The organism is Terriglobales bacterium (genome assembly GCA_035764005.1).
GTDB lineage: Bacteria > Acidobacteriota > Terriglobia > Terriglobales > Acidobacteriaceae > Gp1-AA112.
On sequence record DASTZZ010000072.1, the window covers coordinates 42,285 to 55,064 of the forward strand.

9 protein-coding genes are annotated in these 12,780 nt (G+C 57.4%); 1 reads left to right on the forward strand and 8 read right to left on the reverse strand.

The features are described from left to right. Nucleotides 1-29: 29 nt before the first annotated feature. From VFU50_12530 to frdA, 6 genes are all read right to left on the reverse strand, one after another. Nucleotides 30-521, reverse strand: coding sequence for a hypothetical protein (locus VFU50_12530; protein ID HEU5233680.1), 492 nt, complete (start codon nucleotides 519-521; stop codon nucleotides 30-32). Between the two features lie 265 nt (nucleotides 522-786). Further along, entirely contained in the window at nucleotides 787-1,338 is a 552-nt protein-coding gene (locus tag VFU50_12535; protein ID HEU5233681.1) for a hypothetical protein, read from the reverse strand. Between the two features lie 31 nt (nucleotides 1,339-1,369). Beyond that, nucleotides 1,370-1,720 (reverse strand): fumarate reductase subunit FrdD, encoded by a 351-nt coding sequence (gene frdD / locus VFU50_12540; protein ID HEU5233682.1) that lies wholly within the window; start codon nucleotides 1,718-1,720, stop codon nucleotides 1,370-1,372. A 9-nt stretch (nucleotides 1,721-1,729) separates the two neighbouring features. Beyond that, nucleotides 1,730-2,200, reverse strand: a complete 471-nt coding sequence (locus VFU50_12545; GenBank protein ID HEU5233683.1) for a hypothetical protein — start codon at nucleotides 2,198-2,200, stop codon at nucleotides 1,730-1,732. Next, nucleotides 2,197-2,949, reverse strand: a complete 753-nt coding sequence (locus VFU50_12550) for a succinate dehydrogenase/fumarate reductase iron-sulfur subunit (protein HEU5233684.1) — start codon at nucleotides 2,947-2,949, stop codon at nucleotides 2,197-2,199. Before VFU50_12550 ends, VFU50_12545 begins: the two co-directional genes overlap by 4 nt. Beyond that, entirely contained in the window at nucleotides 2,946-4,727 is a 1,782-nt protein-coding gene (gene frdA, locus VFU50_12555) for a fumarate reductase (quinol) flavoprotein subunit (protein HEU5233685.1), read from the reverse strand. The genes VFU50_12550 and frdA overlap by 4 nt, the downstream gene beginning before the upstream one ends. A 518-nt stretch (nucleotides 4,728-5,245) precedes the next feature. Between frdA and VFU50_12560 the strand changes: the two genes are divergently transcribed. Further along, nucleotides 5,246-8,593 carry a hypothetical protein gene (locus VFU50_12560; protein HEU5233686.1) on the forward strand — a complete coding sequence of 1,116 codons (3,348 nt, stop codon included), beginning with the start codon at nucleotides 5,246-5,248 and terminating at the stop codon, nucleotides 8,591-8,593. Between the two features lie 253 nt (nucleotides 8,594-8,846). Here the strand turns inward: VFU50_12560 and VFU50_12565 are convergent, their stop codons facing one another. Both VFU50_12565 and uxaC read right to left on the reverse strand, forming a co-directional pair. Continuing rightward, nucleotides 8,847-11,213 carry a pectinesterase family protein gene (locus VFU50_12565; protein ID HEU5233687.1) on the reverse strand — a complete coding sequence of 789 codons (2,367 nt, stop codon included), beginning with the start codon at nucleotides 11,211-11,213 and terminating at the stop codon, nucleotides 8,847-8,849. A 99-nt stretch (nucleotides 11,214-11,312) separates the two neighbouring features. Continuing rightward, nucleotides 11,313-12,761, reverse strand: coding sequence for a glucuronate isomerase (gene uxaC, locus VFU50_12570; protein ID HEU5233688.1), 1,449 nt, complete (start codon nucleotides 12,759-12,761; stop codon nucleotides 11,313-11,315). Between the last annotated feature and the right edge of the window lie 19 nt (nucleotides 12,762-12,780).

Below are 12,780 nucleotides of genomic sequence, written 5' to 3' on the forward strand. Positions count from 1 at the left end.
TGACTTGTTGGTTCCTCTATTCAGGGCGCTTATTGGCTGCAAGCAAGATTCAACGGATGATTAGCGTCCCACAGGATGTTTGAGAACGGCTTTCCGTTGCTGCCGCTCAGGCCAAAACGCAGCGTTCCATCCATTGTGAAAGTGCCGGCGTCTCCAGTCCATACCGAGTGGAAAGGCACCTCATAGGTCGAGGCCACGGCGTTGAAGTTCTGGCTCGCTTCAAGGTTCAGCCGATACGGAGCAGCCCCCCATTCCGGGTGCGACCCATCGTTGTGGAACAGAACGTGGACGGTCACGTTGTTACCGTTTACCTGATAGTTCACCTCAGTGTAGCCATCGGCTTCCACGAGAGACTGGTTGTTATTGCAGGCGTTGTACATAACGACTCCGCCGTCAATTGAGAGCTTGCCACCTTGCACATCTTGCGCTGACTTCTTTCCATTTTGCGCGGCCATAGCTCCAGGCAAGGCAAGTACCAAGCTCAAGGACAACATAGACAACAAGAGTTTTGTGCTTCTCATCAAATTCCCTCCTTCTCGGTGGGGATTTCCGAGCACGAGAAAATGATTACACGACTGACCCGTTTTGGGAGAGCATCATTTCAAACCAAAGTCATGTCACAGGCGAACGCCCGCGTGCAAGCAAGATTCCATCTGGCATTGGTCGAATGGACTGGTCCCGTTCCCTTCGTGCGAAGGTCTATGCCCGCCCGTACATGTCCTTTAGTAATCGAGCTACACGTATGATTCGTGATGAGCGTGTGCGAGGACTGCGCCGCGGTTGGAGTCAGTGATGACGTCCCACGCGCGCAGCCGTGGCGTGATGAGAAGGATGAGGCGGAATCTCTTCCGATTCGAAGATGTGCTCCGCTTCCGTCGATTGCGGATGAGGAATGGTCTCTAACAGTCGAGCGCAGCGATTCCAGCGCAAAATGGCCTCATCGTTGGCTCGTCCGCGCAGCCGCTCAGCACTCTCGAACTGGCGCATTGCTTCTTCAAGCTCCGCGGCAATCGCCTGCGGAGGGCGCCCCACGCGCAACTGCGCTTTTGCGTGTCGCTCGTGCAAAATGCCGGTGTAATAACAGCGGGCATACTCTTCTTCGAGAGCATTGAAAATCGCTGCCGCCTCGTTGAAGCGGTCTTTCGCCCCGCCACTGAACTGATCAGTAATAGACAGCCCCAGAACGCGCTGAGCCATCTGGTTCAACGGATCGACAGCAAGCACGTCGCGGCAGATTGATTCCGCCTCTTCCGGCTCGTTGAGATAGCGATAGCGCTCAGCCTTGGCAATTGCCGCACCAATACCAGCTGAAGAAATGGTTTTGAGTTTCAATTCCATCGTGCACCTCGACAAATCTTCCCCAGGTGTTTCACAGCCTGATCACTAAATAAGCCGCTGCTAGTGTTCCAATTACCGCCACACCATAACAGGCTGCGAACACCATCTCGTTTAGATGTTTGATCTGCAAGCCGTCATAAAGCGTGTAGCGGAAACGGTGAGCGAAGTGAAACAGCGGCAACGAACAGACAACGAGCAGGTAAATGCGTGTGATCGGAGACTGCAGCAGCGCGAGCATTCCTGCGAGGGCCGGAGTATGAACCCAGCCCAGCGGCACTGCTATCCCAAAAAGGAACAGCTGCGCCGGAAGAAAAAGCGCGGCGACAACTCCGCCGGCGCTGAAAAGCGTCCAGAAGATAGGCTCGGTTTCTTTGTTCACCATAATTCCTCCTCAGCGGGTGAGAACAACGGCGAAGATGATCGCGCTGATCGCAATCCAAGCCACGTATTGTGGCCCAGAAATCAGCAAACCGGGAAGGCGAATTCCACGAATGCGCACAGCTATAGCTTTCGGCGCCAAATTGAACCACGTAATCGAGTGGAGCAATAGAAACGCAAAGGCAACTATGTTGATCGTTATCATCCACGGGGAAGACATTCGATGCAGGAAACGCGTGTAAGCATCGGCACCGCTGCTGATCGCGCGGATCTGAACCAGAAGCAGGGCCACCGCCCACGCGACCGCAACGCTGCTCAACTCACGCAAGATGAACTTCACATACGCCGACTTGCCCAACCACCAGTAAGTCGAAATCGGAGGCCGATACCAGCGCGGATGAAATTCGGTGTAAGTCGGAGCTGTTTCCTGTTGTGGCGCGAGTGGCGGACGAATTGGAGCGGGTGCCTGTCCTGCTTTGCTCATCGCTCCTCCTGTCTTTGTCCCCAGGGCATCAGGAACTGCTTCATGCCTTCGATTGCCGCTGCAAGTTTGTATTGCTGGATCGCCCCTGCCGGATCCACGTGCTTTGGACAGACCTTCGTACACTCTCCGACGAACGTGCATCCCCAAATGCCTTCAGGATGGGAGAGAATCGCCATGCGCTCTTCCGCTCCGTCATCCCGAGAGTCTTTGTTGTAGCGTTGAGCCAACGCCAACGCCGCAGGGCCGATGAATACCGGATCCAGTCCTGAAATGGGACAGGCGGCATAGCACAGCAAACAATTGATGCACATACTGTGCTGTCGAAATTCCTCCAGTTGGCTGGGAGTCTGCAGATATTCGCCCGCGCCATTGCCATTCTCGTGAATCAGCCAAGGCTTCACGCGTTTCAGCTTTTCGAGAAACTCTGAGATCTCAACAACCAGATCGCGAACGACAGGAAAATTCCGAAGCGGCTCAATCTTTATCGGCCCGGGAAGATACTGCGAGAGGAAAGTCGCACAGCCGAGCTTAGGCTCGTTGTTGATCATGTATCCGCAGCTTCCGCAGATGCCCATGCGGCACGACCAGCGGAACGTCAGCGTTCCATCGAGCTTGTCCTTGATGTAGTTCAGCGCATCGAGGATCACCCATTCCGGCTTCACCGGGACCTCGAAGCGTTGCAAATAGGGTTCGGTGTCGCGCTCGGGAGAGTAGCGTGCGACCTGCATTTCGATGGTTGGTATATTCATGCGCTTGCCACCTGCTTGATGGTCTGAGGCTGCTGCTGTCCGTAAACGCGCTCGCCCGGAGGCCAGCGCGTAATCGTCACCGGCTTATAGTCGATCCGAATGTTCCCGCTCGACGTGCGCGTGATGACGGAATGCGCGAGGAAGTTGCGGTCGTCGCGCTTTGGATAGTCGGTCCGCTGATGCGCGCCGCGTGATTCTGTGCGATGCAGCGCGCTGTGCACGATGCAGGTAGCCACATCCAGCATGCACGTGAGTTCCAGCGCCGAAAGTAGTTCCGTGTTGAACGTGCGCGAATGATCATCGAGCGAAATGTTGGCGATACGCTCCTGCAGCTCTGCCAGGGTCTGCGCAGCGGACCGCAATGAATTCTCGGTGCGATAGATTCCCGCGCCGTCCTCCACCGCTTTCTGCATGGCTTCGCGAATCGTCGCTACCCGCTCCGTGCCGCCGCTCTTGTGCAGGAAATCTTGCTCCAGATGGCGACGCTCGTCGTTGGCTTGCGCAATAATCGCGGGGCTTATCGCGTCTGAAACCGTCTGCGCATACTCCGCCGCCGCTCTTCCGGCGCGCGCTCCGAAGACGAGAATCTCCGGCAACGAATTAGAGCCCAGCCGATTCGCGCCATTGATGCTCACGCACGCGCACTCCCCGGCGGCAAATAATCCGGGCAGCGGAGTCGCGCCGTCTATGTCAGTCGAAATTCCGCCCATCATGTAGTGAATAACCGGCCGTACTGGTATGAGATCGGTTACGGGATCCAACCCCTCGTACTTGAGGCAAAGCTCGCGCACGAACGGCAACTTCTGGTTGATGAGCCGCTCTCCAAGGTGCCGCAAGTCCAGATGCACAACTGGTCCGTACGGCCCCGGGATCGTACGTCCGCGCTGGAGCTCTTTTACAAATGCCTGCGACAGCCGGTCGCGCGGCCCGAGTTCCATCGACCGCAACACAGGCCGTGGCTCGGGACGCCCGAGGTTGTAGTCTTGCAGATAGCGGTATCCATCTTTGTTGATGAGATATCCGCCTTCCGCGCGCGCGGCTTCGGTGATAAGAATCCCCGTAAACGGAAGACCGGTTGGATGGTATTGCACGAATTCCATGTCCTTCAGCGGAGCGCCGGCGCGGAAGACAAGAGCCATTCCGTCGCCAGTCTTGATCGCGGCATTGGTGGTGTACGGAAACACGCGCCCGCAGCCTCCGGTGCAGATGATTACCGATTTCGCGGTAATTGCCTGAATCCGGCCCGACATCAGCTCGATAGCGACGACGCCCTGCACGCGTCCATCGTCGATCAGCAGTTTGGTAACGAACCACTCGTCGTAACGCTGAATTTCGTTGTATTTCAGAGTCGTCTGAAAAAGCGTGTGCAGGATGTGGAAGCCGGTTTTGTCGGCGGCGAACCAGGTGCGCTTCTTCTTCATTCCGCCGAATGCGCGCACGGCAATATGCCCGTTGGGCTCGCGGCTCCAGGGACATCCCCAATGCTCAAGGCGTAAAAGCTCCTGCGGAGCTTCGCGCACGAACGCCTCGACGGCATCCTGATCGCACAGCCAATCGCCACCGGAGATCGTGTCATAGCAATGCTCGTCGAGGGAATCGTCTGCTTTGATCACGCCGGAGGCGCCACCCTCGGCAGCCACGGTATGGCTGCGCATGGGATAAACCTTGGAGATGACGGCAACGCGAAGATTGGGATTGGTTTCGGCTACGGCGATGGCAGCGCGCAAACCTGCGCCTCCGCCGCCAACGAGTAGGACGTCGTGGGAAGAGGTGTCCATGGGGCCTCAACGAACCGCGCAAGATCCATACGCGCGCCGATCTCGGCGAGCGAGTGGGTGTTCTTCTTGTCAGGGCCTGAGCTCGGGCCTAAAAGGAGCCCGAATGGACGACAGCCAGATGAGCGAATCAAACTCGCCCGCGCTGCTCCAAACTGCGGACATGATCCACCAGTGGCGGATCGAATCGGGGCCGAACGTTCACTCCGGTAACTTACCGGAGAACTTGCTGGGGTCTGTGAGCACGCACCGCGTGGCTGCGAGCTTCTGTATCCCGTGAAACCGAACGCGCGGAGCCGAGGCCAGAGCTGATTCACCAGGAGTGAACAGCAAAGAACCAACTCAAAGCGGCCCAAATTCTGCTACTACTCGGAGGACTTTGCAAGCGGAAAGATTTGCCGCGGCTCGGTTGGCAGGTAACAGCCGCTAGCAGGCTTTATCGACACATGCAGGTTTGCGGGTTAGTATTTCCCGTTCTTGATTCATTCGTCCCAAAACCCACACCTATCGCGAGGTGAAGATTGGCTCGGAAGCTGGCTTCGCGCTGTAATAGTCTGTTTCTTCTACTTCTCATAACAACTTCTTTTCTGGCGTTCGCGGCGACGCAGCAAAAGCCCTCGACGAACGCGCCGCAGAATAGGAAGAAATCCGGAGCTGGACCGGAAACTCACGCCGGCGCGCAGGCCACTCCTGCGACCTCGCCGACAGAAGCTGCGAATGCTGCGCCGGAGTCTCCCTTTGCCCATCTTGAATATCGGTTCATCGGGCCGCCGGGGAATCGAGTGAGTGCCGTTTTGGGAGAACCTGGAAATCCGAACGTCTACTACGCCGGAGCTGCTTCCGGCGGCGTTTGGAAATCATCCGACGGCGGATTCAATTGGCATCCAGTCTTCGATAAAGAGACTGCCCAGTCGATCGGCTCAATCGCGATTGCTCCATCCAACCACAGCATCGTGTGGGTGGGCACGGGAGAAACCTTCATTCGGAGCAACGTCTCGATTGGTAACGGCGTTTACAAATCCACTGATGCAGGCAAGACGTGGCAGCACATGGGTCTCGAAGCTGCTGGACGCATCCCCCGCATCATCATCGATCCGCGTAATCCGGACATTGTCTTTGTCGCGGCGCTCGGCACCTGCTACGGTCCGCAGCCGGAACGCGGCGTCTTCCGCAGCAAAGATGGAGGTAAGACCTGGGAGCGTGTCCTGTTCGTCGATGAGAACACAGGAGCCTCCGATCTCTCAATGGATCCTAAAGACTCCAACACGCTCTTCGCAGGCACATGGCAGATCGATATTAAGACCTGGGGACGCAACAGCGGTGGTCCTGGTAGCGGTGTGTTCGTCACCCACGATGGCGGGAACACCTGGAAGCACATCACCGGACACGGCCTGCCCGATTCCCCATTAGGGAAAATCGCCGTAGCAGTCGCTCCGAGCGATTCCAGCCGCGTGTACGCGCTGATTGAAACCGGCCAGCGCGGCTCTCTATGGCGCAGCGACGATGGTGGCGAGAACTGGCGGATCGTCAACTACAGCCGCTTGCTCAACGAGCGTCCGCACTACTACACGCGCATGCTGGTGATGCCCGACAACGAAAACGAAGTCTATTTCCCATCAAACAGCATGGGAGTGACCTACGACGGAGGGCAGACTGCCGATCTGGTGCGCTGGGGCGGCGACAATCACGATATGTGGGCGGACCCGCAGAATCCGAACCGCATGATGATCGGCAGCGACGGCGGCGTAGCCATCACCGTTGTCCGCGGCAAAGAATGGAACTGGACGCGGCTTCCCATTGCGCAGATCTATCACGCATCAACTGACACGCGCGTTCCTTACTTCGTCTATGGCCAGATGCAGGACGGTCCCTCAATGCGAGGACCGAGCGATGATCTCGGCGGCGACAGTATCCCGGCAGCTGATTGGATCACAACCGGCGGATGCGAAACCGGCTGGAGCACTCCTGATCCTGTCGACTCAAATATCGTGTGGGCGGGTTGCTACGCCGGCGTAACCGAACGCTTCGATCTGCGCACGGGGCACGCGCGATCAGTCAGCGTATGGCCGGATCGCACGATGGGCGCTAACGCCGGGCAGGTGAAGATTCGCATGAACTGGACATATCCGATTGCGATCTCCCCGCACGACCACAACACGGTTTACGTGGGCAGCCAGTACGTACACAAGACCTCCGATGGCGGGCAGACATGGCAGACGATTAGTCCCGACTTGACATTGAACGATGCATCGATGCACGGAGACTCCGGAGGGCTGACCGTCGATAACCTGAGCGTAGAGTATGCAGGCGTGGTCTTCGCGCTGGCCGAATCGCCGGCTGAGAAAGGACAAATCTGGGCAGGCACGAACGATGGGCTGGTGCAGATGACACGCGACGGCGGAGCGCATTGGTCGAACGTCACTCCCAAAGGTATGCCGCCGAAGATGACTGTCGATGCGGTGATTCCGTCGAAGTACGAGGCAGGCACATGTTACATCGCCGTGGATGGACACCAGGTGAACATTCGCGATCCGTATCTTTATCGCACTTCCGATTTCGGGAAAACATGGAAGCTGATCGTAAACGGCATTCCCAAATCGCCGCTCAGCTACACGGATTCCATTCAGGAAGACCCTGTGCGACGCGGTCTGCTGTACGCAGGTACTGAGAATGCGCTCTATGTCTCGTTCGACGATGGCGATCATTGGCAGCCGTTGCAAAATAATCTGCCGCACGCTCCCGTTCACTGGATTACCGTGCAAGACCATTTCAAAGATCTCGTCGTCGGAACCTATGGGCGTGGCTTCTGGATTCTCGACGATCTCACTCCGCTTGAGCAGTTCGACGATTCCATTCGCAACAAGAGCGTTCATCTGTTTACGCCGCGTCCTGCGTATCGGTTTCGCGAGATCTTTCATCGTGAGATGGCCGAAGGCGTCGAAGGAGAGAACCCTGCTTACGGAGCTTCGATTAACTACTTCCTAAAACAGCCGGCAAAAAAGATTGAGATCATCGTGGAAGGTCCGGACGGCAAAACTATTCGCACTCTGAAGAGCGAGAACGCTGCGGGCATCAATCGCACCTATTGGGACTTGCGTTATCCGCCGGTCATGGATGTCGCCCTGCGGACTACGCCGGAAGGCAATCCGCACATTTGGGAAGAAAAACGCTTCGTCGGAAAGGAATCGCGTCCGGTTTACTACTACGGAGTTGGCCGAAGCGAAAACAATCGTCCGATGCGCGCTCCAAGCGGCGAGCCGACGATCGGTCCGCTAGTTGCCCCGGGCGAGTACACGGTCAAGCTTGTCGCTGACGGCCAGACGCTTACCCAGAAGCTCACCGTGTTAAAAGATCCAAACACCTCGGGCTCAGGAGCTGACGTAGAAGCCGCGACGAAGCTTTCAGTCTCCATCTACAACGATGCCAACGACTCCGTTCGCATGATCAACCAACTCGAATGGACACGCCGCCAGCTCGAAGACATGCAGAAGATGCTGAAGGCCTCCAATGCGGACAACTCGTTCAGCGAAGCAAGCAGGCAGTTGGATGGCAAAGCGCTGGCGATCGAAGATCAATTGCTCCAGCGCACGATTGCGGAGGGCGACATGAAGTCGTTCCGCGGTCCTCTGCAACTCTATTTGAAGTTCATCTGGCTACAGGCAGAGGTGGGCAGCGGCGGCGCCGACGTATCCGGCAATCCCGACTTCCCGCCGACGCAATCGGAAATCGAGGTGTACAACCTGCTGCATGGCAAACTCGAGAAGACACAATCCGACTTCAACAGCTTCTACTCGAATGATGTACCAGCCTTCAATCGCGACATGGCCCAGAAGGGAATGGATCGTGTGATGACGGTAGTAGTGAAGTAGATGATGCGCAGCGAGACACGGATTGTCTGCCGGTGGAGCCCCCGATTTTAGTCGGGGGCGCACGGCAAAGCCGTGCGTCTGGGAGCGACCAAACAACACTCGCGCTTTAGCGCCGGCATGCGCTCTAGCGCGTTATACCAGCGCTAAAGCGCCGAGTGAGTTGACCTTTATTTGACGACGCTAGCGCGTCGCCCGCGACTAAACTCGCGGGCTTCACCCTGAAACCGAAGCCTCACTTGGTATCGTACGTTCGCTACTTTTCCGGATTCCAGCCGTCATCGCCGCGCAAGAAATTTTCGGGGCTGAACTTCTGCGCCTCGGCCTCGGTGAGTTGATGCGAGTGCGGATCCCGCGCGCTGGGGTTCGCGCCCGGGCCGGTGGAATGATACTCGGCATAGAACGCCGTATCGACCGAATGCGTCTCGCCGGTATGCCATTCGTGCCAACCCACGGGCATGACTTGCGCGTCGAGATCGGTGTTGAGAAACACCACCGTCGAATACGGTCTCCACGGCCTTCCAAGATACAGTTCCTGCACTCCGGGATCTGCCGTGACTTTGCAGCGATCGAAGACGTATCCGCTTTGCTGATCGGAATACCGCTTGCTCTGGGCGGTCAAGTAAACGGTCTTGTGCGCGATCGCGTGAATCTCGCAGTTCTGAAAGACGGCCTTGCTGTCGCCGAAGATGAAATCGACGTGGCCTTCGATGTAGCAGTCCTCGAAGTACTGGCGCGCAGGAACACATGGCCCGGTATCGGAGGCACAGGACTTTGCCGCCGCAAACAACGTGTCCTGCGCGCCGAGAATGTGCACGTGCCGGAAGACCGCGCGATCGCCGTGCACTGACAGCGCGACCGCTTGCGTCCCTTGCGTCGCCTCTGGATTCTTCTTGCCGAAATCGTTTTGGAAGGTAACTCCTTCGGCATAGAAGTTATCGCCGAGCACGTTGACCGTGGCGCTCTTGAAGGTTCCACCGGCGGTGCCTGCGCTCTTGTCAAAGACGATGACTGCCGCTGACGGATTCTTCGCGTCCCCGATCAATCGCACGTTGGGCTTGGTAATGTCGACGACCTCCCGGTATGTTCCCGCCAACACGTGGATCGTTCCTCCCGTTTCGGGAAGCGCGTTCATCGCCTCCTGCACGGATCTGTAGTCTCCCGATCCGTCAGCGGCGACCGTCACTCTTTCGTAATTCGATGTGTCGGCTTTCTCAGTTGCAGGCTGTGGGAATGGGACAAAACGTCCGCTGCAGTCGGGAGCGTCAGCATTGCCGGGCTTTCCCTCGACGACAACGTTGGCTCCGGTGGGAACGATGTTTGAGCCCTCGGGTCCGATCGTGATCCGTGCATTGGCAGCGCGCACCAGCCTGGGATCGTAAGAGTCGGCGCGCACGCCGTCGAGTCGAATACGCGTGAGGTGCTGGGGATCGCTGCCCAGGAAGCTCATTTTGCCCGGCGTGAGTATGTGCACGCCATGCAACATTATGTCCTCGAACGCCGGCACATCCGTTCCACGCTCCGTGCTGTAGAACGGATCGAAAACCAGCGGCTCTTTCGTATTGCGAATGCAGACATTCGAGTACGAGATATTGCGAACAGTCCCGCCTCGCGTCGAGTTCGACTTGATGCGAAGGCCATTATCGGCTCCGTCGATAGTCAGATCGCGAACCTCTACGTCGCTGACTCCGCCATTCGTCTCGCTGCCAATCGACATTCCGTGGCCGGTATAGAAATGATTATCCGCAATCGTGAGGTGCGTCGATGGGCCATTCGATCCAGCTTTGATCGCAACGTTATCATCACCGGCGTGAATGAACGAATGGAGAATGCTGACGTTGGTCGAAGATGACGGATCGATGCCGTCGGTATTGCGTGCCGTTTTGGGAGAGTCGATCTTCACGCCCCAGGCGGTGAACCCGTTTGTGCGATTCACGATGACGTGGAAGTTGGGCGAGTTCTTCAGCGTAATGCGGTAGAGAATGAAGTTGTCGGCGCGGTCCCCGACGATTATGCGAAAACAATTCTGGTAGGCCTTCTGGACTTTGGCCTCCTGCGCCAGGTCCCACCAGCTTACGTTCGCGTGCAGAAGCTTGGCTCCTCCGCGACTGTCGATCACGCCGTCGCCCATGACAGCCGCTTCGGTATCTGCGACATGAATCAGCGGCTTGCAGCCTCGCCTGTTGTCCTTAGTCACCGTGCCGCAAACGCCGGGGTAAACGTCGTAAAGGCGTGGATCGCGCGAAGCGAAGAGCGTGACGCCGGCATCCACCAGCAGCGTGATTCCGTGCCGGAGTTCCAGCGGACCAGAGAGAAAGGCATTGCGCTCGCCATCGGCGCGAAGTTCGACGGCGTTACCCGGAGTGCAGGAATCGAGCGCCTCCTGAATGCGAACGGTATCGAGCTTCTCTTCATCTTGCTCGCGCAAGTTGGCGTTTGTTGCGATGAGATTGGCTTTCAGCGTGGAGCAAATCGCAGGTATGTGCGGTTCGGTAACCGTGCGAGTGTCTTGGGCCGCAGACGCACGCGACAAAAGCAATGTGCAAGCCAAAGCGCAGACCAAAAGCGAGAAACCAACGTGGAGCCGGGCGCCCCCGCCCGGGTGTTTGTCTTCAATGTTCATATCGGTAGTTGTGAATGACTGTTAAGAGGCAATCCTGATGACCAAGTATCACCACCAAAACCCGGGCGAGGGCGCCCGGCTCCACGGAACCATCAGAGCCTACTGTGCGCTTCCTGCCAGGGCCGCTCCATTCTCTTTTGTAACTCCTTCCGGAAATGGGAAGTGCGCCGCAGCATTGCCGTAGCAGATTGCCTCTACCATCTTTCCGACAAGTGCTTCGTCATTGGGCAGTAAGCCCCGTTCCATCTCGCCGCCCAACAAATTGCAGAGCACGCGGCGGAAGTACTCGTGACGCGGATAAGACATGAAAGAGCGTGAGTCTGTCACCATGCCGACGAAGCGCGAGAGCAATCCCGTATTCGAAAGAGCATTCAACTGCCACTCGATTCCTTCCTTCTGATCTAGAAACCACCAGCCTGTGCCGAATTGGATCTTTCCCGGGGTCCCGCCCTGGAAGTTGCCGGCCATGGTGGCAAAGGCATAGTTGTCGGTGGGATTCACGTTGTACAGAATCATCTTGGGCATCGCATTTTCCTCGCTCAGCCGCCCCATGAAGCGCGCGAGCGCCGAAGCCTGCGGCCAGTCGCCCATTGAGTCGAACCCGGTGTCGCGTCCCAGAGTTCGGAATGCTTGCGGATTGGCATTGCGCAGCGCTCCGAGATGGAGTTGCTTGATCCATCTCTTTTCGGCATCGAGGTGCGCTGTGTAGAGCAGCATGAAGCTGGCGAACTGCAACGCCTGTTCCGGATCGGGAACTTTGCCCGAGCGAACAGCATCGAAAATTGTCGCTGCCTGCTGCTCAGTGCATGCTTCTGCCGGGCAGGTGTCGAGTCCGTGATCGGAGGCGCGGCAGCCCATCTGGTGGAAAGTATCGTGGCGCACGCGAAGTGCACTGAGCAGATCGCCCAGGCGTGTGATCTGGGTATCAGCCGCGCGCTCCAGTGTTGCGAGCCACCCGTTAAACTCCGCGGGATCTTCGATGCGAAAGGCAGCGTCCGGACGGAACGTTGGAAATACCCGCGTTGCTAGTCCTTGCTCGGCTATCGCTTGGTGGTATTCGAGCGAATCTGTGGGATCGTCGGTGCTGCAAACGACTTCAACCTTGAATTTGCGCAGAATGCCTTGCGCGCTGAGATCGTCGCCCGCAAGCTGCTCGTTAGCTTCGCGCCAGATGCGCGGGGCAGTTTCTTCATTCAAGAGCTCTTCAATTCCGAAGTAGCGGACGAGTTCCAAATGAGTCCAGTGATAGAGCGGATTCCGCAGCGTGTAAGGAACCGTCTTCGCCCAGGCGAGGAACTTCTCACAGGGCTTCGCGTCGCCTGTGCAGTAGCGCTCATCTACGCCGTTGGCGCGCATCGCGCGCCATTTGTAGTGATCGCCTTTGAGCCAGATTTCGAATAGATCGCTGAAGCGCCGGTTCTCGGCAATGTCTTTGGCCGAGATGTGGCAGTGATAATCGATGATCGGCTGTGATTCGGCATAGCGTTGGTATAAACGACGCGCGGTGCCATTTTCGAGAAGAAAGTCGTCGTGGATGAATGGGCCCATTATGTCCTGTTCCCGAACT